At 38.6% G+C, this 22,841-nt stretch carries 21 protein-coding genes; 15 read left to right on the plus strand and 6 right to left on the minus strand.

Features of this window, described 5'->3' with window-relative positions; translation table 11 throughout:
* Positions 1-133 precede the first annotated feature (133 nt).
* Positions 134-331: a hypothetical protein gene (locus MF646_RS02395; protein WP_250094894.1), complete on the minus strand. Its 198-nt coding sequence runs from the start codon at positions 329-331 to the stop codon at positions 134-136.
* Between the two features lie 253 nt (positions 332-584).
* On the opposite strand from MF646_RS02395, the gene ilvA reads away from it, so the two are divergent.
* The 8 genes from ilvA (at position 585) to MF646_RS02435 (ending at position 6,838) form a co-directional block, all read left to right on the plus strand.
* Positions 585-1,832 carry a threonine ammonia-lyase IlvA gene (gene ilvA, locus MF646_RS02400; protein WP_250094895.1) on the plus strand — a complete coding sequence of 416 codons (1,248 nt, stop codon included), beginning with the start codon at positions 585-587 and terminating at the stop codon, positions 1,830-1,832.
* A gap of 975 nt (positions 1,833-2,807) precedes the next feature.
* On the plus strand, positions 2,808-3,440 hold the full coding sequence (locus tag MF646_RS02405) for a YitT family protein (RefSeq protein WP_250094896.1): 633 nt from the start codon (positions 2,808-2,810) through the stop codon (positions 3,438-3,440).
* Between the two features lie 135 nt (positions 3,441-3,575).
* Positions 3,576-4,097: a type 1 glutamine amidotransferase domain-containing protein gene (locus MF646_RS02410; RefSeq protein WP_250094897.1), complete on the plus strand. Its 522-nt coding sequence runs from the start codon at positions 3,576-3,578 to the stop codon at positions 4,095-4,097.
* 22 nt (positions 4,098-4,119) lie between these two features.
* Positions 4,120-5,043 carry a ribonuclease Z gene (gene rnz, locus MF646_RS02415; protein WP_250094898.1) on the plus strand — a complete coding sequence of 308 codons (924 nt, stop codon included), beginning with the start codon at positions 4,120-4,122 and terminating at the stop codon, positions 5,041-5,043.
* Between the two features lie 52 nt (positions 5,044-5,095).
* On the plus strand, positions 5,096-5,356 hold the full coding sequence (locus MF646_RS02420) for a DUF2524 family protein (RefSeq protein ID WP_250094899.1): 261 nt from the start codon (positions 5,096-5,098) through the stop codon (positions 5,354-5,356).
* Between the two features lie 141 nt (positions 5,357-5,497).
* Positions 5,498-5,851, plus strand: a complete 354-nt coding sequence (locus MF646_RS02425) for a thioredoxin family protein (protein WP_250094900.1) — start codon at positions 5,498-5,500, stop codon at positions 5,849-5,851.
* Positions 5,852-5,856: 5 nt separating this feature from the next.
* The gene (locus MF646_RS02430) at positions 5,857-6,294 is read left to right on the plus strand and encodes a BrxA/BrxB family bacilliredoxin (RefSeq protein ID WP_250094901.1); all 438 of its coding nucleotides are present in this window, start codon (positions 5,857-5,859) and stop codon (positions 6,292-6,294) included.
* Between the two features lie 121 nt (positions 6,295-6,415).
* Complete coding sequence (locus MF646_RS02435) at positions 6,416-6,838, plus strand: TlpA disulfide reductase family protein (RefSeq protein ID WP_250094902.1); 423 nt, start codon at positions 6,416-6,418, stop codon at positions 6,836-6,838.
* A 12-nt stretch (positions 6,839-6,850) separates the two neighbouring features.
* On the opposite strand, the gene MF646_RS02440 is transcribed toward MF646_RS02435, so the two are convergent.
* Entirely contained in the window at positions 6,851-7,573 is a 723-nt protein-coding gene (locus MF646_RS02440) for a metallophosphoesterase family protein (protein ID WP_250094903.1), read from the minus strand.
* Positions 7,574-7,750: 177 nt separating this feature from the next.
* Between MF646_RS02440 and MF646_RS02445 the strand changes: the two genes are divergently transcribed.
* From MF646_RS02445 to MF646_RS02460, 4 genes are read left to right on the plus strand one after another with little or no spacing between them, the layout of a single operon-like run.
* Positions 7,751-8,878 (plus strand): conserved virulence factor C family protein, encoded by a 1,128-nt coding sequence (locus MF646_RS02445; protein ID WP_250094904.1) that lies wholly within the window; start codon positions 7,751-7,753, stop codon positions 8,876-8,878.
* 12 nt (positions 8,879-8,890) lie between these two features.
* Positions 8,891-9,109: a hypothetical protein gene (locus MF646_RS02450; protein WP_250094905.1), complete on the plus strand. Its 219-nt coding sequence runs from the start codon at positions 8,891-8,893 to the stop codon at positions 9,107-9,109.
* Between the two features lie 27 nt (positions 9,110-9,136).
* Entirely contained in the window at positions 9,137-9,613 is a 477-nt protein-coding gene (locus tag MF646_RS02455; protein ID WP_250094906.1) for a PH domain-containing protein, read from the plus strand.
* Positions 9,606-11,048, plus strand: coding sequence for a PH domain-containing protein (locus tag MF646_RS02460; protein WP_250094907.1), 1,443 nt, complete (start codon positions 9,606-9,608; stop codon positions 11,046-11,048). Before MF646_RS02455 ends, MF646_RS02460 begins: the two co-directional genes overlap by 8 nt.
* 57 nt (positions 11,049-11,105) lie before the next feature.
* On the opposite strand, the gene MF646_RS02465 is transcribed toward MF646_RS02460, so the two are convergent.
* The 4 genes from MF646_RS02465 to MF646_RS02480 form a co-directional block, all read right to left on the minus strand.
* A complete protein-coding gene (locus tag MF646_RS02465) occupies positions 11,106-12,086 on the minus strand; it encodes a DUF2777 family protein (RefSeq protein ID WP_250094908.1) in 981 nt (326 codons plus the stop codon).
* 117 nt (positions 12,087-12,203) lie between these two features.
* Positions 12,204-13,148, minus strand: a complete 945-nt coding sequence (locus MF646_RS02470; protein ID WP_250094909.1) for an MBL fold metallo-hydrolase — start codon at positions 13,146-13,148, stop codon at positions 12,204-12,206.
* Between the two features lie 108 nt (positions 13,149-13,256).
* The gene (locus MF646_RS02475; protein ID WP_250094910.1) at positions 13,257-14,156 is read right to left on the minus strand and encodes a hypothetical protein; all 900 of its coding nucleotides are present in this window, start codon (positions 14,154-14,156) and stop codon (positions 13,257-13,259) included.
* 30 nt (positions 14,157-14,186) lie between these two features.
* Positions 14,187-15,191, minus strand: coding sequence for a toxic anion resistance protein (locus MF646_RS02480; RefSeq protein ID WP_250094911.1), 1,005 nt, complete (start codon positions 15,189-15,191; stop codon positions 14,187-14,189).
* 301 nt (positions 15,192-15,492) lie between these two features.
* On the opposite strand from MF646_RS02480, the gene MF646_RS02485 reads away from it, so the two are divergent.
* From MF646_RS02485 to MF646_RS02495, 3 genes are all read left to right on the plus strand, one after another.
* Positions 15,493-16,257 carry an NRDE family protein gene (locus tag MF646_RS02485; RefSeq protein WP_250094912.1) on the plus strand — a complete coding sequence of 255 codons (765 nt, stop codon included), beginning with the start codon at positions 15,493-15,495 and terminating at the stop codon, positions 16,255-16,257.
* 274 nt (positions 16,258-16,531) lie between these two features.
* Positions 16,532-21,127 carry a glutamate synthase large subunit gene (gene gltB / locus MF646_RS02490; protein WP_250095059.1) on the plus strand — a complete coding sequence of 1,532 codons (4,596 nt, stop codon included), beginning with the start codon at positions 16,532-16,534 and terminating at the stop codon, positions 21,125-21,127.
* 129 nt (positions 21,128-21,256) lie between these two features.
* Entirely contained in the window at positions 21,257-22,744 is a 1,488-nt protein-coding gene (locus MF646_RS02495; protein ID WP_250094913.1) for a glutamate synthase subunit beta, read from the plus strand.
* The last annotated feature ends 97 nt before the right edge of the window (positions 22,745-22,841 follow it).

Genomic DNA, 22,841 nt, shown 5'->3' on the forward strand with positions numbered 1-22,841 from the left:
AACAATGTACGATGCCGTTGCCTAGTAGAAAGAAGTGTCTCTCACTTAAAAAGCCTTCTATGAGTGGTTTCCTCATAGAAGGCGTACAACGTGCGGAGCCATTGCCTCCTCTTTTCTTGGTTAAACAGTGTCATTAACCATTATCACGAAACGAATAAAAAATCATAGTAACAAGTGTTAATATTGACATAATTGTAAGAGCTAGGACAAGCATACCTGAAGGTTCACTGCTTGCTGCTTCTTCAGATCCGCCACCTGCACCTAGTACTTGTACTGGCAAAAGAAACAACACAAACATAATTGCTGTTAATACTGAAATCTTTTTTCCCATGGTCACCCCTCCTTGAATAAAACAAACAATGTTTCAAATGACATATGTATTTGTTATAAATTACAATGTACCCTCTTTATTATAGTTACGAATGATTAAATAATCAATGATCAAAAAACGAATAGGGTGTAAGCGTCATCATTTGCTCTTTTCACTCATTACGATACAGAGGGGTTACGCAATGATAGCCGGTATGATAAGATAAACGTATTGTAAAAGTAGAGACAGTTTTTAAAGTGAAAGGATTACGATTATGGGAACCGTACATATTGAAGATATTATCATTGCGAACCAACGCTTAAAGGATGTAGTGACACATACTCCGTTACAAAAAAATGAAGTATTATCAGAGCGTTATCAATGTAACGTGTATTTAAAACGAGAAGACCTGCAAGTAGTTCGGTCATTTAAGATTAGAGGTGCGTTTCATCAAATTTCTAGTCTATCGAGAGAAGAGTTAAATAATGGTGTTGTTTGTGCAAGTGCAGGAAACCATGCTCAAGGAGTGGCTTACTCTTGTCGAACGCTGAAAATTAAAGGAAGAATTTTTATGCCGTCAACGACACCGCGTCAAAAAGTTGATCAAGTGAAATTTTTTGGTAAAGAATATGTTGACGTTGTGTTGTCTGGGGACACTTTTGATGACTCATTTAATGAAGCAATGGAATATTGTAATGAACATGAAATGGCATTTATCCACCCATTTGATCAAGAAAAGATTGTTGCTGGTCAAGGTACGGTAGGAATGGAGATCATGAACGATATTGATGAAAATATTGATTATTTATTCTCCTCGATTGGTGGAGGGGGATTAATAAGTGGAGTTGGAACTTATATTAAAAGCATAAGTCCACACACGAAAATCATTGGCTGTGAGCCTGCAGGTGCTCCTGCTATGAAAGAATCCCTTAAGAAGGGCCAAGTACTCGAACTTGAAAAAATTGATAAATTTGTAGATGGCGCAGCAGTGAAGAAAGTTGGACAAATTCCTTTTGAAATTTGTCAAAATGTTTTAGATGATATTGTATTAGTTCCTGAAGGGAAAATTTGTACAACAATTCTAGAATTGTATAATCAAAATGCGATTGTCGCTGAGCCAGCTGGAGCAATGTCAATTACGGCTCTTGACTTTTATAAAGAAGAAATTAAAGGCAAAACCGTTGTATGTGTTGTAAGTGGAGGTAACAACGATATTGGGAGAATGCAGGAAATGAGAGAGCGATCTTTAATCTATGAAGGACTTCAATATTATTTTATCGTTCAATTTCCTCAGCGTGCTGGAGCACTACGAGAATTTATTCAAGAGGTTCTAGGACCTGATGATGATATAACACGGTTTGAATATACAAAGAAAAACAACAAATCAAATGGACCTGTCTTACTTGGAATTGAGCTGAAATGTCGTGATGACTATCCAGGCCTCATAGATCGACTTTTGAAAAAAGGCTTTGATTACCAGGAAATTAATAAAGATGAGAGCTTATTTCACTTACTGATTTGAGGCTAAATCACGTGAAAACTTTAGGCGGACAGTAAGCTAGAAATTTAATTGAAACGATTGATCAGTTGAATTTTATTAAAGGCTGTTTTCGTAAAGAGTGTTGCTGTGAAGATATGTGTTTTCTCGTAGTGAAATGGAGCGGAAGTCACTCGACTCCTGCGGGATGAAGAGGGAGGCCACTGAAAAAGTGCTCGTTTATTTCGGACTTGAAAAGGAGCTTCGACCTCGCTCCCGGGATGGGGGGCACGCTTTCCGCAGGCGGGCGTTGAACTAACCGGCTGCGCCGGTGGATTTCAACCTGCCCTTCCCTCCTGCAGGAGTCGGCCCTCCCATCCCGTCCGCTTTGTTGAGTGGGAAGATAGAAATTCCCTACTCTTCAACGATCAAAAGAAATAGGAGAAATAGCGTAAAAAGGCCTTTGAGAAATGAAACTCAAAGGCCTTTTGTCTACAGTCTGAAGTTTAATTTTCATCAAACATTTCACTGTCATTTTATTTTATAATTTAGGTATTACATAGATGTAGGTGAATCTAATGATATCAAATGAAGAAACAAGTTTTTCAGTGGCCTCATAAAGAGGTAGGGTCGAGATCCCACAGCCGAGGAGGCTCGACACCTCCCCGGTGCGAGTGGCTGGAGCTCAGGTGGAACGAACATGTGGAGAGCGTACCCATAGAAACAACAAAGTATGCGAAAATAGCCTTATAAAAAACGAGAACGATAGGTATATTCTTTTATATATTTTGTTGTCAGAAAGAACAAAGTATATAACGTTTTACCTATGATGGTTCTCGTTTTTTTATGTTTATAATGTATAAAAAGTTGCATATTTTCTGTTGTGTACTTTTAAAATATGTTGAAAACAGTTAGTTATCTGATAATTCTGATGAATAAAAATTCAGATGTATACATTGACCAATCTACTTTTTTCTCGTAATGTAGATAGTATAGTAGAGGAAGTCGAGGTGAGAACTAGTGATAGAAAGATTAAAAATGGTTTCTTTAGTTATTTTAGGTTTATTCCTTACATCAATCGGCTTAAAGTTCTTAGCTTTACATGAGCTTACCTTTGGAGGAACAGCAGGACTTGCGACAGTATTAACGTTTGTGAGCCCATGGTCGTGGGGTGTGCTGTTTTTCTTAGTTAACTTACCTTTTTTCTTAATGTCATTTAAAAAGCTAGGAAAGTGGTTTACCATTTCTAGTTTTATGTCGATCATTGGTATCTCGCTCGTTCGTGACGGGTTAGACCTATTGCCATTCTTTTCAGTCCCGATGTGGCTTTCGACCATCTTGGCTGGGTTATGCATAGGTTTTGGAGTTACATTAGTATTAAATAATGGATCCTCACTCGGAGGAATCCACATTTTGGCACTTTACCTTGATCAGAAGTGGAAGGTCAATCGCGGGTTGTCGATTTTTATTTGTGATTTATTAATTATTATCTTTGCAGGCCTTTTAGTTGGCTGGGGTAATGCATTGCTTTCTGTATTTGTAATTTTTGTAGCAAGTACGATTATAGGCCGTTACAAAAAATCACCGATTAAAGCACCAGCTGAGCAACCTGTATTCGAAAAGGCTCATTCTCAAACAATTAATGAATCATAATATAAGTATGTTCGGGGTTATCCCAAAAGGTCAAAACCTTTTAGGATAACCCCTTCTTTGTAGATGATATCATTTTTGCTGAAGAATTAGTCATGCTATACTTACAATGTACATAAGTGAAAAGGAGTGATAGCAGTGCGATTAGAAGGAAAAAAAATAATGGCTATTTTAGATGAGGAGTTTGAAGATTTAGAACTCTGGTACCCTGTTATGCGGTTGCGTGAAGAGGGGGCAACTGTACATTTTGTTGGAAATGAAAAGGATAAGACATATATTGGAAAGTATGGAGTGCCGGCTACTTCTGATTATAGTTATCAAGAAGTATCATCAAAAGATTATGATGGAATTCTTGTCCCGGGTGGATGGGCACCAGATAAATTACGACGCTATCCAGAAGTATTAACTTTTGTCAAAGAAATGGATAAAGACGAAAAACCAATAGGTCAGATTTGTCATGCTGGCTGGGTACTGATTTCAGCGAAAATTTTGAACGGAAGAAAAGTAACAAGCACACCTGGCATTCGTGATGACATGGAAAATGCGGGAGCAGAATGGTTTGATGAGGCGGTTGTTGTTGATGGCCATATTATTTCAAGTCGTAGACCTCCAGATTTACCTCCTTATGCAAAGGCATTTGCAGATGCATTAGCTAAGTAATAGAAAAGAATAGGTGAGGTATATGGAGTTTCATTTTTTAGGAACAGGTTCAGGAGTTCCTTCGACAAGTCGAAATGTGAGCGGCTTAGTTGTACGTTTCTTGCAGAAGAAAAGCACGCAATGGTTATTTGATTGTGGAGAGGCGACACAGCACCAAATCTTGAAAAGTCCAATTACGTTAACAAAAATCGATCGTATTTTTATAACTCATTTACATGGTGATCATTTGTTTGGTCTACCTGGCTTGCTTTGTTCCAGATCGGCCCAAGGTGCTAAAACGCCGTTAACGATTTATGGACCTGACGGTGTGGAAACATTTGTGAAAACAGCGCTAACGATTTCAAAATCATACCTTTCGTATGACATCCATTTCATTTCGATCGATGAGGGTATTATATATGAGGACGATTCAATAAAGGTAGAAGTGATGGGATTAGATCATGTTATGCCAAGTTTTGCCTTTAAACTAACAGAAGCAGACCAACAAGGGGCGCTGAAAGTTGAAAAACTGCAAGAACTTGGAATCAAACCTGGCCCAATCTACCAACGGATTAAACAAGGAGAAACGATTGAGCTTCCTGATGGTCGAATCATTGATGGTAATGAGTTTCTACATGAAAAAAAGCAGGGAAGAAAGGTTGTTATAGCAGGTGACACAAGACCGTTAGAACAAATGATTTCTTTTAGTGAATCAGCTAATTTGCTCATTCACGAAGGTACATTTCGGGAAGATAAAAAAAGTCACGCTGAACAATTTGGCCACTCTACGATTACTGAAGTGGCATCAATTGCAAAACGAGCGAACGTTGATCAGTTAATTTTAACCCATATTAGTTCAAGGTATGCTGGAGCGGAGAATGAGTTGGAAGAAGAAGTTCGCTCGGTTTTAGATGGGACGATTGTCGCTCATGATTTAATGGTATACAAGTTGATGAATAACGTTTGATTTAGTTGCGCAAAGTAAGATCATACATCACAGATTATTAGGAGGAATGATCATGGCAGAGCGCACTCATCTTGAACATTTTCTAGAAAAAGCAGAAACAACACTTGAAGAAGCACAAAGGACTTTTGAAGATTCACAACGTGTACAAGAAGGAGACTACGGGGAGTACATCCAAGCACAAAGGAATTTGCAAGATTTAAATGATGAACTTGGAACTCTTATGCATGCAGCCACTCCTGAGCAACGCGATCAATTGCACCGTACGCAAATTCAAGTCAATCAACTACAAAATCATTTTATACTGAAGCGTTAGTTAGTAACATTGTCATTGGGGTTGTCGTATTTACGACAACCTCTTTTTTGTGAAAAGAGCAGTGGTACGGTTTTCAGCTTTCTCCTATACATAATTGTTCTTTTTCTGCTAAAATAGGGAATGAAGAAATGAGGGAATGAGATGGAGGAAATATCACATAGTACCTTGGAAAAAATGCTGGCAGATCGAGAACCTATAACGGTTGTTTTTGTTTATACACCATTATGTGGAACCTGTAAGTTAGCAGAAAAAATGGTAGCGGTTGTTGATTCCACCTTAGAGTCATTGCCTATTTATTCGTTGAATATTAACCACTCGCCTGCATTTGCACAAAAGTGGAAGATCAAAAGCGTACCATGTTTACTTTTGTTTCAAAAAGGACTAGGAGTAGAGCGCATTTATGCACTTCAATCGATTGGATTCATTCATGATGTACTGAAGCCTTATGCGGCGGCGCGGGCTTTGCTAGAAAACGAACAGACTGAAAGGGGATAATAAACATGTCAATGGCTTACGAAGAATACATGCGTCAAGTAGTTTTACCGATGAGGGCAGAATTAACAGAGAACGGCTTTAAAGAATTAACAACAGCTGAGGAAGTGGATCAGTATATGGAGCAAGCAGAAGGTACGACATTAGTTGTCATTAACTCCGTATGTGGTTGTGCTGCGGGATTAGCTCGTCCAGCTGCTGTAACCTCTCTTCAACATGACAATACGCCTGAAAATCTTGTAACTGTATTTGCAGGTCAAGATAAAGAAGCAACTGCGCAAATGCGTTCTTATTTTGCGGATATTCCACCTTCTTCGCCATCAATGGCTATCTTAAAAGGGAAGGAAGTTGTTCACTTTATTCCACGTGAACAAATTGAGGGAGCAGCACCTGAAGATATTATTCGTAACTTAGCACTTGCTTACAATGATCATTGTAGTAAATAAATATAGAGAAGATTAGTGACTCAAACTAAGGTTGGATCGAGGGCACTGAAAAAGGAAAACCCTCCTTTTTCAGTGCCCTCCTTAAATTCACCATATTATTTATAAAAAAGGATGATGTGAGATGAAACAAGCACCTGACTTTACATTGCCTATGGCAAGGAAAGATATGGAATGGTCACTTGAAGAAGCAACTAAAAAAGTCACGATGATTTCATTTTGGACTTCATGGTGCCCAGATTCACAAAGAGATTTACAAGCAAAACAGGTGCTCTACCAATCAATGGAAACGGATCAGATTGATATGTATATGATTCATGTGACAGGGCGTGACCCAGAAGTGGACGTCAATGTATTTCTTGAAAAGAATGGCTATACGTTCCCGGTGTTAAAAGACAAGGGAACGAAAGTGTATGATTTATACCAGTGTATGGGGGTGCCAACAACTGTTTTGTTAAATGAAAAAAAAGAGGTTGCCTTCATCTATCACGATAAGGCAACCATAATGGAAATTATGAAAGGTGTTACATCAATACTTGAGGCATAGGTCCGTTATCAATTACGGTCTGACACCATAGAAAATAACTCGTCCCATTGTTTCAATGTTAGGATACCCACCCTGCTTATAAATTTCAACAACATGTTCTCTGTTGTATGGAACGCGATTTAAATGGAGGCGATGGCGTCCCTCCTCAATTTCAGCTACTAAATAAGAAGCGAGTGGGTGTCCGTCAAATGGCATACCAACACTTCCTGTATTTACGACATTTTTTCCATGAAGCGAACGGATATATGGATGGTGAATATGTCCATATACATAAAGGTCAGCATCGTCTCTTTGCATAATTGTATTTTCAATTTCTGATGTTTGATCAGGTAGTACGACGTCAAACAAGCTGTTAGGTGTCGCATGAAACGCATGAACGATTGAATCTAACCCATCTTCCAATACTAATTCAGTTGGAAGTCCCTTCAAATATGTAAGGTCTTCATCGCTAAGGCGCTGTAATGTCCACTCTCGTTCCTGCTTCATAATAGTAAGAGCGCTTTCAGGGACTTCTCCTTCGTTTATTCCACGAACAAGCCATTCATCGGCATTTCCTTTAATGACATCCGCATCAAGACTGCGAACAATGTCTAGAACGCGCTTTGGCTCGGGACCGCGGAAACATAAGTCACCAAGGAAACAAATCTTATCAACACGTTGAGATTGTACATCGCGCAATACCGCTTCTAAAGCAGTAGCATTTCCGTGAATATCAGATAAAAAAGCTATTCTCATTGAAAAAACCCTCCCTTTTGTTCTATTATAACAGACTAGCTCCATTTTTCATGTTTCTAATAATATTTTTTACATACTTGTTAGCAACTTACATGAGAATCATCTGATTGGCACGAAAATTGGTGCTATGATAAGATCAAAGGGAGAAGATATCTAAAGCTGTGGAGGTTTTTCATTATGAAAATAACATCAATTGAACCAACACCAAGCCCTAATACGATGAAATTGACGTTAAGTGAGAGTCTTGGTGAAAGTGCTAGAAATAGTTATACGGAAAAAAATAAGAACGAAGCCCCTTCATACATACAATCATTATTTAATATTGAGGGTGTAAAAGGTGTGTACCATGTAGCAGACTTCATTGCGATTGATCGACATCCAAAGGTAGATTGGAAAAACATCCTTCCACATGTGCGTGCTGTATTTGGAGAGGATGTTGAGTCACAATCAGAAAAAAACGAAGTAAATGAGCATTTTGGTGAAGTGAATGTATTTGTCCAAACTTTTAAAGGGATACCGATGCAAATCAAATTATCAGATGGGGAACAGGAAAAACGAGAAGGGTTGCCAGAACGTTTTGCTCTTGCGATTGCTAAGGCTCAAAAAGAGGACGACAATGTTGTTATGGAACGAAAATGGGTTGAAAAAGGCGTACGTTATGGTGAATTAGATGAAATTGCAAAAGACGTTGCTGAAGAAATATCAGCAGCATATTCTCAAGATCGCTTAAATGGACTTGTGGCGATGGCAAATGGGAAAGAGGATATCCAAGCAGCAAAGCGGGAACGATTTATTGATGTCACTTTAGATATGCTTGATCAAGAAGATTGGCGTGATCGTTATGCCGTACTCGAGAGAATGAATCCAAAGGAAAAAGATATTCCTGTTTTAGCAAAAGCATTACAAGATGAGAAAGCATCAATTAGAAGATTAGCCACTGTCTATTTTGGGATGATAGAAACAACAGAAGTATTGCCTTATTTATATCAAGCATTAAAGGATACTTCTGTTACTGTTCGTCGGACAGCTGGAGACTGTTTATCAGATTTAGGTATGGAAGAAGCCATTCCATCTATGATGGAAGCATTAAAAGATAAGAACAAACTGGTTCGTTGGAGAGCAGCTATGTTTTTATATGAAGTTGGGGACGATCAAGCAATTGAGGCATTAAAACAAGCTGAATCAGATCCTGAGTTTGAAGTTGCTTTACAAGTGAAAATGGCACTTGCGCGAATTGAAGGTGGCGAAGAAGCAAAAGGGTCTGTTTGGAAGCAAATGACCGAATCGCGAAAAAATAATGAATAGAGGTGGGCAAGGATGACGAAAGAAGCGGTGCTAAATGAGCTGAAAAGCCGTGAAATGGATGATATGGTAGAGCTAATTGAAGATGCAGAAGCAGGTCATCTTGAGGAATTAGAGCTAGTGGAATCCATCGGCTTAGTTTATGACAAGGAACTAAACAGTGCCTTACTAAACGTATTGAAAGATTTAGGTGTACAAATTATTTATGTAACAGATGAGGAAGAAGGCTCGTAGATTATTTTGATATTAGGAGGTTGTGCTTTGCGCCACGAACCATCCCAATTCTTATCTAAAAAAGCATTGCCAGTTTGGAGGCTTCGCGCATGTTTTGAGAGTCTGTTTGTTGCGCTCATTCCAATTGGTTATGGTGTTCTTGTATATTTCTTTTCTATTCCTTTATGGATCTTATGGATATTACTAAGTGGGTTTACTGTCTATTTTGTTATTACGGTTTTTGTTATTCCGCCGTTACAATGGAAGAAATGGCGGTATGAAGTATTGGCAGATGAAATTGATTTACAACGTGGTGTATTTATCGTCAAACGTACGTTAATTCCTATGACTCGTGTCCAACATGTAGACACAGAGCAAGGCCCTCTATTAAGAAGGTATAAATTAGCGGCGGTATCAATATCTACTGCTGCTACCGTTCATCAAATTCCTTCTTTAACAATGGAAGTTGCAGATGAATTACGGGATAGAATCGCTGAGCTAGCGGCGGTGGCAGAGGATGAGTGAACTTAAGCGACTACATGTTGCCGCTATCTTTGTTTCTTTCCTAACTACTTTACGAAGTTTTTTACTTCCGTTTATTTTAACTTTCTTTTTAGGTAGTACAAGTGAGCCAGTAGGTTTTTTTCGGTTTGAGTACATATGGCTAGGGATACTTATTTTTGTCTTTTTAAGCGGTATTGCTCATTGGTTTACGTTCAAATATCGAATTGTTGAAGGAGAACTTTACATTCAAAAAGGACTCCTTATTAAAAAAAAGCGCTATATTCAACAGAAGCGTGTCCAAAGTATTGATATAACGGCAGGGGTGTTTCAACGATTATTTGGTTTAGTAAAAGTGAAAATCGAAACTGCTGGCGGGGGAGCAGAACCAGAGGTAAGTTTGATTGCTATTAGTCGTGAAGAAGCGGAGGAAATTCGTTCTGAACTTCTAAAAAAACAGGTGGAAGCCTCTATGGATGAAGAGGAGAAAAAGAAAGAACAAGCAGATTTTATTTGGCATCTTTCTTCAAACCGTTTAGTCATTGCCGCGTTGACATCTAGTGGATTAGGATTAACGATCTCTGCAGTGGCTGCATTATTTACTCAAGTTGAACAATTTCTACCCGAAGCGATTTATGAACAAGTATTTGGTTTTTTGTCAGGTTCAGGACTGGCAATTATTCTCATGATTATCGTTTTTGTTATATTTATATCTTGGTGCATTTCGTTTTTGGGGACACTTTTAAAATATGGTCGGTTCAAAATTGAGAAGTTCGACAATGAGTTGGTCATTTCTAGAGGGCTGCTTGAGCGTAGGCAATTAACGATACATACGCATAAGGTGACTGCTGTACGTGTTGTTCGAAATTTATTTCGTCAGCCCTTTGGTTTCAGCTCTGTATATGTTGAAAGTGCTGGTGGAGGGACAAATGATGAACAATTATCAACCGTCCTTTTTCCTATCACTAAAGATGAAGAGATGATCGAGGAGTTATCAAAATTTTTACCGAAGTATGCTGAACAATTTGAAATAACGCCTGCTCCTAGACGATCACTCATTCGCTTTTTCATCCGTTCAACGGCAGTCCCTTTACTAGCTACTATCATCACTGGCTGGTTTATCCATCCCGCGGGTTATTATGGGTTTATTGTTGTTGCCATCTGCCTTGTTTTTGGTTTTTGGCAATACCGTGATGCTGGGGCAGGAATCAATCAAACACATGTATGGATTCGTTATCGGAAAATAAGTCAAATGCTCGTTGTCTCAGAAAAGCCTAAAATACAAGCAGCTGAAATTCAGACATCCTTTTTTCAAAAGCGAAAACAATTAGCTAGCTTCCGCTTTTCGATATTATCAAGTGTTATTGGAAAATCATTTACCGCCGTAGACCTTGATAGAAAGACAGCTGATCAGTTGTTTGAATGGTATTCAGGCCGAACGAACATAATAGACAAATAAAAAAAGGGGGCTGTCTCAAAAGGTCTATGTTTGACCTTTGAGACAGCCCCTTTGCCATTATATAGAATATTCATTTGTATATGTTGCGATTGCTCGTTTGCCTTGATCAGTCGTAAATTCAAACCGATCGTAAATTCGATCATTTTTGTAATGATGAAGGGTTCGTTCATAATGATGCTGCACGAGGATCATACCTTCAGGGCTTTTATAAAGTAAAAAATTAGCACCGCGAAACGTTCTTTGATCTTTTGTATTTAGTAGTTGAGTTAATAGTGAGTTATGACAATCTACCAAATCTTCGTGAGTAAGTTGGAAATGTTCCAAGTTTTTTTCAAGAGATGATAGAGCAGCTGGCTCTAATTCATTCCGAAGAATGACATAAGGATCAAATTGCTCACGATCGATCATAAAGAGATCCCCTTCTTTTGGGCTATATCGATATCCATGCTCTGAAACAAATATGCCATTTCGCTCATATGTACCAATCATTTTTTCATTTTGCGCTTCCCACTTCATCGTAAAAGGGCAGTCCTCTAAATCAAGACGTTCTTCGTTCTCGTCAATTAAAATAAAACGATCGCCGTCATGATGAAACGTATAGGTGATTACGTCAGAGTGTTTGTTTGATTGGAAGTTGTCTAGATTTACATTAGAAGTAGAAAAATAGTGCAATAACATATCTTGTTTTGTTTTAAGACTTTCAATTTCCCTTTGCCATTCAAAATGTCGGGTCCTTACAGCTTTATTAACACTCATCTCAAATGTATCTGGAAGATCGTCATCCGATACTACCGATAATTTTATTCCTTCAAATTCACGTGTTTCTCCTTGTTTATATAGAAGTCGCGGGATTTCTGAGTGATTTTCCTTATCTACTAAATTAGGTAGGTCAAAAACGCCTTGGATAACTACAATTCCTCGCCATGGTTTTCTAGGTTCAGCAATTACTTCCTCTAGTATACCGTAATAAGTGCCTAAATCACCTTCATCTATTCTCACAACATTGCCAATGTTTGATTGTGCTTGTTTCCGGTCCATAAAACCCCTCACTTCATCGGTGATTGTATCTAATCATTTAAAATGGTATTCACATTATAATAAGGTGGGCCTACTTTACGCAAGTAGGCCGTATTATCCAGTCTCATGACGGAGTACTTACTGTATCTCTTTTTTTTGAAGGTAATGAAAAATCCCCATTGAACAAATTTGTAAGTCAAGTTGTATATGGTCATAAACGGGGTGATTTCTCGGAATCTGTTGTTGGTCAAGTTCTTCTTGAATCATTGCAAGTAACGTTTCAGCAAGTTTCTCTTCACTTTCGTTTTTGCCGTAAATAGATTGACCTACAGAAACAAAAATAGGGAGCCATTTTCTAATTTGACTATAAACCAAACTAGGTTCATAAGATGCGCTAAAATGACCAAAATAGATTGCTTCTACGTTAAGATCTTCAATCCTTTTCAACGACTCTAACATAGCTTTTGGATCAAATTGGCTTGGGGACGTTGAAGGGAGGACAAAGTGATATCCTTCTTTTTGCAAGAGTTCATAATGTACACCTAATGTATCCCCAGTAAAGATTCCTTTCGATTTTGAGTCATAAATACTAAAGTGATGAGCAGAATGACCAGGTGTGTCATAAAAAGTAAGTATCGAATCCTGCCCGATTTGTAATGATTCACCATTATTTTTTTCAATAACACGGTCTTTTGAAACGGGTACGATTGGATCGAAGAAACTCTCAAATTTATCGTTATACACAGCTCTTGCACCGTCTATTAGGCGAGAGGGATTAATCATATGTCTTGCCCCTCTAGGGTGGACGATGAGTTTTGCATTTGGACAGTGTTCAAGTAAAAGCCCCGCTCCACCTGCATGGTCTAGGTGGATGTGAGTTACAATAAGATAAGCCACATTTAATGGATTGATATCAAGTGCTTTAAGGCCCTTTAATACATGTGAAACAGAAGGGGACGGACCGCTTTCAATTAACGTTGTTTCTTTCTCGTGTAAAACGTATGTACCTGTCCTGTAGGAAAGGTTTGAGTCATAACCGTCTATTAGAGAGATAGACGGTGACAGTTTTATAATAGTAGACATATAATTTTAGCCTCCAATCAATTGAAAACACTTACATTAAGTGTAAGCAAAGAAATGAAAGGTGACAAGGAAAATAATTACAAATGGCAGAGTCTATTTTTGCGATTCTTATTTATCATACCTTACTGACTGTAATTTCAATAAATGATTCATCCGTTCCACACGAAGTTGCTCCAAACGTTCGACAAAACGAATTAAAGTTAATTCCATTTTAGATAAAGCAACATAAAGCTCTTCTTTATGATCTAACTGATGTTTTAATGAAAGCGATAAATAAGTATGAATAATGGAGGGGACGTCTTCTTTAAACATACGCCTAACTGTGTGACGTTCCTCGAAATCTAATAATGTAAAATCAGTTTGTAGTTTCTCTCCTTGTTGTATAAGTCTCTGCATTTTGCTTTCGATAAGTGGATCAACGGAAAACTGATTTACTGTTCGAACATAGCGCTTCGCTTCTTCAAGTAACATGGATAAATCATTTGTTTTTGTTTCTTGTAACAAATGTTGCTGATTTGTTAATAACTCTTTAGCCGATTGTTGAATCGTTACCGCATCATTTGAATAGGCTAAATCAAGATGGTGAATACGGTAAAAAAGACTTTGAAATAAGGATGATTCACGAACGGAACGAATGTGCGCTCGTCCATCCTTAATGTAGCGAATTGAAGCTTCTTTACAAATGCCAATTCCATTTTTAGCTTTCATATATTTACGAAAACAAACGATGACGATCCGTTTTTTAATAGGGGAAGATGAGTGTTTTTGATCCAGCATTACGACAGAGATATATTTATGATTGATTTTTACTTTAATCAGCCATTCTTTTTGTTTGCGACGGATGGATTTCTTTTGATTAGAAGAAGGGGCATTTTCGGCCATTCTAACAAGCAAGTCTTCTGCATCCTCTAGCATACTTCTTGTCGCGGTATCTCTAATAATGTGATCCTCGACCGGCTTTTTATGAGCCGGTGTAAACATCAACTTCATTTTATCTACCCACTCCATCAAACCCCGCCTTTCTAAATAGCTCGCCCATTACTTTAATAATTTTGTTCTCATTTCCTTATTTAATGAGTCGAGCTCTTGTATAAATTCTTGACCAGTCTGCACAATCCGTTCATTTGATTTCTCTGTTAATTCAATGGCTTCAAAAACATTGTTGTATGCCTTGCGAAACGATTCAATCGCAATAGCAGGCTCTTCAAGAGTTTTTAATGTTTCTTCTGTGTTTTGTTTTAACAATTCAGAGTTAGACAATAACATCGATTCAGTTGCCTCATTAACATGTTTGACTGCTTTAATGACCTTCTGCTGATTTGACAACGCTAATTGGATTGAAGCAGAAACCGTAATTACGTTTTTCGTCATTGTAATTGCGTTAAAGATCGCTTCTTCAAGCTTGTCGTTATTTTCAACAATTAAATCAACAGAAGCCAATGATTGCTGTAATACCATAACTGCCTGCGACATGTTTTTTACACGAGAAATGACTTTCAACTGGCCTTTTTTTAATTCGTTTGGGTTATCAGCCCATTGTTCTTTCACCATTTCATCTTCAAGCATCTTATTTAGTTGATTGCCTAAATCAATTTGTTCATTTAAATTAGCAATCCGCTCCTTAGCGACACTTTTTAGTTGATGAAGCATGAGTGTATCTTCTTGTAACTTATCTTTTCCACTTAAAAGCCCCTCAACAATATCATCGACTTGTGCTTCGACCGTTTGATATTTACGAGCATATTGCTCAATGGGGTTGCGTCGCAATAGTTTGTTAATCCATTTTTTTGTCTGACTTTCCTTCAAATAAGTTGGTTCTAACTGACTGACTGTTTCCTTTAATTGATGCAGCTGAGTAGGTAATTGATTTGATTGATCTTGCATCATTTCTTTTACGGGGCGCTTTAATGCTTCTAAAGATTCTCCGGCTTCACGTTGTTCATCTTCTCCTAAAGAATCTAATGAGTTTAGGAGTTTTGAAAGGTCTTCATCTTGCTTGTATTGGTCTAATACATTATTTGTTTGATTGCTAGCCTTACTCATAGGAATCATTCCTCCTCTATTGGCAATGGTGTGTTCTTGTTTTTGCTGCTAAAAGGTTAAGGTTGATCTTTTAGCAATTTTATCTCTTTTCTTATTCTATCTTACGTATTGAATACTCATCCAGTTTCAAGCTATGTAATATTATGATGGATTTTATGGATGAATACAATCATCCTCTAGTTGGATGTAGTGAATTAATTAAGTATGTTAAAGATTGAAGAGGGAAGGTGTAATCAATGGTAAGGATTAAATATTTTCTTATATCATTTGTACATAAAGCTTGTGTGAAAGGTGTGATTATATGTGTCTGCTTGCTATAGGGTTACATGTACATTCAGAATATGACGTAGTATTAGTCAGCAATAGAGATGAGTTTTTTAATCGTGCAACAGAACGAGCACATTTATGGACGGGTGATACAGCTGTAGTAGCAGGAAGAGATCTTGAAAAAGGTGGCACCTGGTTAGGGGTGACCAAGAGCGGAAGGCTTGCAGCAGTGACGAATGTGAGGGAACAGCGTAGCGTTGAAGGTATGAAATCACGAGGAGCATTAGTTACCGACTTCTTGCTTCATAACGATGAACCAGAAGCATATGTAAGGAAAGTATTGCAGGAAAAAGATTTATATCAAGGTTTTAACCTGATTACAGGTGAAGGTGATCAGTGGCTTTATAGTTCTAACAGGGCAGATAGCGAAAGATTAGAAAGTGGATTACATGTAGTGAGCAATGCCCAGTTAAATACAGACTGGCCAAAGGCTAGAAAACTGAAAGAAAAACTTTCAGATGTTTTCTTAGAGTCTATGAACGAAGAGTGTCTGATTGAACGATGCATGGATATTCTAAAGGACGAAAGATTATTTCACGATGACCAGCTCCCAAGTACAGGTGTTCCTATTGAGATTGAACGCATGCTTTCGCCGATTTTTATTAAGGGTTTTAATTACGGTACTCGCGCTTCTACGGTCATTCTGTTCTCTAAAAAAGGATTCATTCGTTTTATTGAGCAAGGATATGGCCCTAATGGAAAGAGCTTAGACAAAGTTGACATGTTGTTTGAAACCTAAAAAATATTTTTTATAAAAAATAAATTAACGAACGAAAATCGATGAATTTTTATACAATAAAATAGAATTTTTATACGAAATTATAATTAGTCGTTTTAAACAATTAATAAAAATTTTTTGAGGAAATACCATACGTAAAGCGCTTTCATTACACATTTCAGCAAATTTCAATTTGCCGAAATGTCAGAAAAATGATATGATCCTGTATATTAGCTCATAGCTTTTTGGGGAGAGTTGATTGATTTTTACTTTTTTGGAGAAAGGGTTGATGCCAATGCGGTACGCACAATTACCGAAAAAACAAGGCCTATATGATCCACAATTTGAGCATGATAATTGCGGTATCGGCTTTTTAGCCCATATGAAAGGGAAGAAGTCGCATCAAGTAGTTGAAGATGCACTTCAAATTCTGCGAAATTTAGAACATCGTGGTGGGCAAGGTGACGAAGTAAATACAGGAGATGGTGCAGGGATCCTGTTACAAATTCCTCATCGTTTCTTTGAAAAAGTCTGTTTAGCAGATAGTATAGCTCTTCCTGAAGCAGGCGACTACGGAGTAGGGATGCTATTTTTGCCACAGGATGAAGAAGCACGGGAAAACTGCGAAAAAGGGCTAGAAGCCATTATAGAAACAGAAAACTTGGAGCTTCTAGGCTGGCGCGATGTTCCTGTTGATGATTCCATGCTTGGTAATGCGGCAAAAGCAGCAATGCCATTTATTCGTCAACTATTTATTAAGCGCAGCTCAGAACTTAAAACGGAGTTAGATTTTGAACGTAAACTTTACGTGATTCGAAAACGTGCTGAACATGAACTTGCTGATCTTGTTCCACCAGATGAATCATTTTACTTTGCAAGTTTCTCAAGTCGTACAATCGTCTACAAAGGGATGTTAACGACAGAACAAGTTGATCAGTTTTTCTTAGATATTCCTGATGCTGATTTTGAAACAGCTATTGCACTTGTTCACTCAAGATTTAGTACAAATACATTCCCAAGCTGGGAGCGGGCACATCCAAACCGTTATATGATTCATAACGGTGAGATTAACACAGTAAAAGGAAATGTTAACTGGATGCATGCGCGTGAAGCTATGTTTAAAACAGATGCCTTTGGTGAGGACATTGAAAAAATCTCTCCAATTGTTGATAGCAGTGGATCGGACTCATCGATGTTTGATAATACGATTGAATTCTTATCATTAGCAGGCCGATCGATGGCTCATTCAGCAATGATGATGATCCCAGAGCCATGGCAAAATGATGAGCAAATGAGTGCTGAAAAGAAAGCATTTTATCAGTTCCATAGCACGTTAATGGAGCCTTGGGATGGCCCTACAGCGATTGTATTTACAGATGGAAAACAAATTGGAGCATGTTTAGATCGAAATGGATTACGTCCGTCTCGCTATTATGTAACAAAAGATGATTATATCGTAATGTCGTCTGAAGTAGGTGTTCTTGATATTGACCCTGAAAACGTCCTTTATAAGGAACGTCTTCACCCAGGACATATGCTTTTAGTTGATACGGAAGAAGGCCGTATTATTCCTGATGAAGAAATTAAGCACCAGATTGCTAGTGAACATCCGTACGAAGATTGGGTTAACGAGCACTTAATTAACCTTGAAGATGTTCTTGAGACTGCTCATGTTGAAAATACGGACTTTAAAAACCTTGGTACACGCCAACTTGCTTTTGGCTATACGTATGAAGAGTTGTCAAAGGTCATCCAGCCAATGGTAAAAGATGGGGTTGATCCTGTTGGTTCAATGGGGTATGATTCACCACTTGCTGTCTTATCAAAGAGACCTCAACTTTTGTACAACTATTTCAAACAGCTATTCGCTCAAGTAACGAATCCAGCTATTGATGCAATCCGTGAAGAAGTGGTTACGGCTACTGGTACGACTATTGGGGCAGAACGTAACTTGCTGAATCCAGAACCATTAAGCTGTCGCCACATTCATCTTCCTTATCCAATCTTGGACAATGAAGAGTTAGCGAAGCTTCGCCATAACAAAATGGAAGGTTTCAAATCTATTACGTTACCAATCTTGTTTGATGTTTCAAAGGAAGAAAGTCAAATAGAAGACGCACTTAATTCGCTATTTGCTCGTGCTGACGCTGCGATTAAATGTGGCCACACGCTAATCATTTTAAGCGACCGTGGAATGAACGACACACAAGCAGCGATCCCTGCACTGCTAGCAGTTTCAGGATTGCATCACCACCTAATCCGTCAAGGAACGAGAACAAAAGTAAGCTTGCTTGTTGAATCTGGTGAGCCTAGAGAAGTTCATCACTTTGCATGTTTGTTAGGATACGGTGCTGAAGCAATTAATCCTTATCTTGTATTTGATTCAATTGATGGGCTCATCCAAGATGGATTACTTGAAGAGATTTCTTATGTTGAAGCAGTAAACAAATATGTTAAAGCTGCGGCAAAAGGAATTATGAAAGTTTTATCAAAAATGGGTATTTCAACAATTCAAAGTTACCGAGGTGCACAAATTTTTGAAGCTGTTGGTGTACATGAATCGGTCGTCGATCGCTACTTCACGTGGACAACAACTAGAATTGGTGGAGTGAATCTAGAAATAATTGAAAAAGAAGTACGTACACGTCATAATCGTGCTTATTCAAAACAAGAAGGTGTAGATAAGGCGTTAGATCCAGGTGATGACCTTCAATGGCGTCGTAATGGGGATCCGCATCAATACAATCCTCATACGATTCATATGTTGCAAAATGCATGTCGGAATAACAATTATGACTTATTTAAGAAGTATTCCAATGCACTCAATGAACAGACAAAAGAGCAAACAACGTTACGTGGATTGCTTGCGTTTAAGAATGGCCGTAAATCTATTCCGCTAGAGGAAGTTGAACCAGTAGAAGAAATCTTCAAACGTTTCCGTACTGGTGCCATGTCGTTTGGTTCGATCTCAAAAGAAGCACACGAAACACTTGCGATTGCAATGAACCGTATTGGCGGAAAGAGTAATACAGGGGAAGGTGGAGAAGATCCAGCTCGTTTTACTCCTGATGAAAATGGAGATTTACGTAGAAGTGCTATTAAACAAGTTGCTTCTGGTAGATTTGGGGTTACAAGTCATTACCTTGTAAATGCGGATGAGATCCAAATTAAAGTAGCGCAAGGGGCAAAACCGGGTGAAGGTGGTCAATTACCTGGAAACAAGGTCTATCCTTGGGTTGCAGAGGTTCGTGGTTCTACACCAGGTGTAGGCCTTATCTCACCACCGCCACACCATGATATTTATTCAATTGAAGATTTAGCTGAGCTTATTCATGATCTGAAAAATGCGAATCCGACAGCAAAAGTGAGCGTGAAGCTTGTTGCTGGAACAGGTGTTGGTACGATTGCAGCTGGGGTTGCAAAAGGCCGTGCAGACGGAATTATCATTAGTGGATATGATGGTGGTACTGGAGCTGCAGCTAGAACAAGTATCAAACACACTGGTTTACCGTGGGAAATTGGTCTAGCAGAAACTCATCAAACACTTCTACTAAACAACTTACGTAACCGTGTAACACTTGAGACAGATGGAAAGCTAATGACGGGCCGTGATGTCGTTGTTGCTGCATTACTTGGAGCTGAAGAGTTTGCTTTCTCAACAGCACCACTTGTTGTTTTAGGCTGTATCATCATGCGTGTATGTCACTTAGATACTTGTCCTGTCGGTATTGCTACGCAAAACCCTGAACTTCGCAAAAAGTATATGGGTCAAGCTGAACACGTTGAAAACTTCATGCACTTTGTGGCACAAGAGATCCGTGAGCTAATGGCTGAACTAGGATTTAAGAAATTGGATGAATTAATTGGTCGTACAGATCTTCTTGAACCAAATAAAGAGGTAGATAACTGGAAGGCTGAGCATATTGATTTATCAAACTTGCTTTACCAACCGAATCCAGAAGATCATGAGAGTAATTACTGTACAAAGAGCCAGGATCATCAGCTTGAGTTGTCACTAGATGCAAGAGAACTTTTAGCAGCTAGTAAGCCAGCGCTAGAAAATGGTGAAAAAGTTCAAGGTACATTTACAATTAAAAACATCGACCGTGTTGTTGGTACGATTGTGGGAAGCGAAATTAGTAAACGTTACGGGGCTGAAGGATTACCTGAAGATACGATTACGTTTGACTTTAAAGGTTCAGCTGGTCAAAGCTTTGGTGCCTTTGTTCCAAAAGGAATGACCTTACGCCTTGAAGGTGACGCGAATGATTATACTGGTAAGGGATTATCAGGTGGAAAGATTATCGTTCACCCTCCTGTAGGCTCTTCATTTAAAGCTGAAGAAAATATCCTGATCGGGAATACTTCTTTCTATGGTGCAACAAGCGGAGAGGCCTACATCAATGGTATTGCTGGGGAGCGTTTCGCTGTTCGTAACTCCGGTGTGAGTGTTGTTGTTGAAGGTGTTGGTGACCACGGTCTTGAGTACATGACTGGCGGAGTTGTAGTGAACCTTGGCTCAGTTGGGAAAAACTTTGCTGCTGGTATGTCTGGCGGTATAGCGTTTGTGCTTGATGAAGATGGAACATTCGCTTCAAAATGCAACAAAGAAATGGTGTTATTAGAAGATATAACAGTACAAGAAGATATGGATCTATTACGTACACTACTTGAAAAACATTCTGCTTATACGAAGAGTACAAAAGCAGCTGCTGTTCTTGCAAACTGGAACGTATCACTAGCGAAGTTTGTTAAAGTGATTCCGAAAGATTACAAGAGAATGCTTGAAGCTATTAATCGAGTGAAGCAAGAAGGGCTTACAGATAGTGATGCTGTGATGGTTGCTTTCGATGAAAATAAGAGTGATAAGTCTCGGGTAAGTGGAAAATAGTTAAGGTGTCTCAAGGGGCGGCATTATCGATCGTAAGCTGACGGATCGTTAACTTTAAGATCAGGCCGTCCTTCTGAGTTCATCTTTCCTTCTAATTTTTTAGAGATAGAAGAGATTGGAGTGAATGCGATGGGGAAGCCAACTGGATTTATTGAATATAAAAGAGAGAATCCAACGAAACGAGATCCATTTGAACGGACAAAAAGTTGGAAAGAATTTCAAATTTTAATGCCTGAACCAGCTTTACGCCAACAAGGAGCTCGCTGTATGGATTGTGGCGTTCCTTTTTGTCAAACTGGAACAACTATGGACGGATCTGGAGAAATTGGGTGTCCTGTATACAATTTAATTCCAGAATGGAATGATTTAGTATATCGAGGTAAATGGAAGGAAGCACTTGAAAGACTGCACAAAACAAATAATTTCCCTGAATTTACAGGTCGAGTATGCCCTGCCCCTTGTGAAGGGTCTTGTACAGTAGCCATTAGTGATGATGCTGTTTCTATTAAGAGCATTGAGTATCATATTGTTGAGCGTGGATTTCAAGAAGGCTGGATCGTACCACAAACCCCTTCAAAAAGAACGGGCAAAAAAGTTGCTGTTGTAGGATCTGGTCCTGCTGGTCTTTCAGCTGCAGCTCAGTTGAACAAAGCAGGTCATTCTGTGACGGTGTTTGAACGTGAAGATCGGATCGGTGGGCTTTTAACATACGGGATTCCTGATGTGAAACTTGCCAACCATATCGTTGAACGCCGTGTGAAAATTCTTGAAGAAGAAGGAATCACATTTAAAACAAATGTAGAGATCGGAAAAGATATCTCAGCAGCACAATTAAAAAAGGACTTCGATTCTGTTCTATTATGTACTGGTGCTACAAAACCGCGCGATGTAGAAGTAGAAGGTCGTGAATTAAAAGGAATTCATTATGCGATGGATTTCCTTACAGCAAATACGAAAAGTCTATTAGACTCAAACCATGAAGATGGCAATTACATTTCTGCAAAAGACAAAAATGTTATTGTTATTGGCGGTGGAGATACAGGGGTTGACTGTATTACAACATCAGTGCGACACGGTGCAAAATCAATCACTCAATTCGATATTAATCGCCAAAAGCCTGATGAGCGTTCAGATAAGAACCCTTGGCCATTATTTCCTATTATCCACACAGTAGAAGATGGTCAGAAGGAAGCGAAAGCAGTTTATGGTACAGATCCTCGTAGTTATCAAGTTAGCACAACGAAGTTTGTTGGTGACAAAGATGGAAACGTAAAAGAAATCCATACAATTGGTGTAGAAACAACGATTGATGATAAAGGTAGAAAAATCCGTACACCTATTCCCGGTACTGAAAAGGTTTGGCCGGCTGATCTAGTATTTTTAGCGATCGGTTTTACTGGTCCGGAAGAACGTATAATTGAAGAGTTGTCAATTGAAACGACATCTCGCTCTACAATTGAAGCAGAGTACGGAAAATACATGACAAGTGTTCCTGGCGTGTTTGCAGCAGGAGACAATCGTCGTGGCCAAAGCTTAGTCGTTTGGGCAATTCATGAAGGACGCGAAGCAGCAAGAGAATGCGATCGTTACTTAATGGGGAGTTCAAATTTACCATAGAATTTCATAAGCTTGTAACGGGATTGTAATGGCGTTTTCATAGATTTCATGAGAGAATAGAGTTAATAGAAAATTGAAACTATGAAAGGGCGTATGA

Origin of the sequence: Halalkalibacter alkaliphilus, assembly GCF_023555415.1 — a bacterium.
Classification (GTDB): Bacteria; Bacillota; Bacilli; order Bacillales; family Bacillaceae_D; genus Halalkalibacter; species Halalkalibacter alkaliphilus.

Coding starts and splice junctions, on each gene's coding strand:
- rnz (WP_250094898.1), top strand. CDS start 4,120: ATGGAGTTTCATTTTTTAGGAACAGGTTCAGGAGTTCCTTCGACAAGT.
- ilvA (WP_250094895.1), top strand. CDS start 585: ATGGGAACCGTACATATTGAAGATATTATCATTGCGAACCAACGCTTA.
- gltB (WP_250095059.1), top strand. CDS start 16,532: ATGCGGTACGCACAATTACCGAAAAAACAAGGCCTATATGATCCACAA.
- MF646_RS02395 (WP_250094894.1), bottom strand. CDS start 331: ATGGGAAAAAAGATTTCAGTATTAACAGCAATTATGTTTGTGTTGTTT.
- MF646_RS02495 (WP_250094913.1), top strand. CDS start 21,257: ATGGGGAAGCCAACTGGATTTATTGAATATAAAAGAGAGAATCCAACG.
- MF646_RS02425 (WP_250094900.1), top strand. CDS start 5,498: ATGGAGGAAATATCACATAGTACCTTGGAAAAAATGCTGGCAGATCGA.
- MF646_RS02450 (WP_250094905.1), top strand. CDS start 8,891: ATGACGAAAGAAGCGGTGCTAAATGAGCTGAAAAGCCGTGAAATGGAT.
- MF646_RS02435 (WP_250094902.1), top strand. CDS start 6,416: ATGAAACAAGCACCTGACTTTACATTGCCTATGGCAAGGAAAGATATG.
- MF646_RS02430 (WP_250094901.1), top strand. CDS start 5,857: ATGTCAATGGCTTACGAAGAATACATGCGTCAAGTAGTTTTACCGATG.
- MF646_RS02460 (WP_250094907.1), top strand. CDS start 9,606: ATGAGTGAACTTAAGCGACTACATGTTGCCGCTATCTTTGTTTCTTTC.
- MF646_RS02465 (WP_250094908.1), bottom strand. CDS start 12,086: ATGGACCGGAAACAAGCACAATCAAACATTGGCAATGTTGTGAGAATA.
- MF646_RS02470 (WP_250094909.1), bottom strand. CDS start 13,148: ATGTCTACTATTATAAAACTGTCACCGTCTATCTCTCTAATAGACGGT.
- MF646_RS02440 (WP_250094903.1), bottom strand. CDS start 7,573: ATGAGAATAGCTTTTTTATCTGATATTCACGGAAATGCTACTGCTTTA.
- MF646_RS02420 (WP_250094899.1), top strand. CDS start 5,096: ATGGCAGAGCGCACTCATCTTGAACATTTTCTAGAAAAAGCAGAAACA.
- MF646_RS02485 (WP_250094912.1), top strand. CDS start 15,493: ATGTGTCTGCTTGCTATAGGGTTACATGTACATTCAGAATATGACGTA.
- MF646_RS02445 (WP_250094904.1), top strand. CDS start 7,751: ATGAAAATAACATCAATTGAACCAACACCAAGCCCTAATACGATGAAA.
- MF646_RS02475 (WP_250094910.1), bottom strand. CDS start 14,156: ATGGAGTGGGTAGATAAAATGAAGTTGATGTTTACACCGGCTCATAAA.
- MF646_RS02480 (WP_250094911.1), bottom strand. CDS start 15,191: ATGAGTAAGGCTAGCAATCAAACAAATAATGTATTAGACCAATACAAG.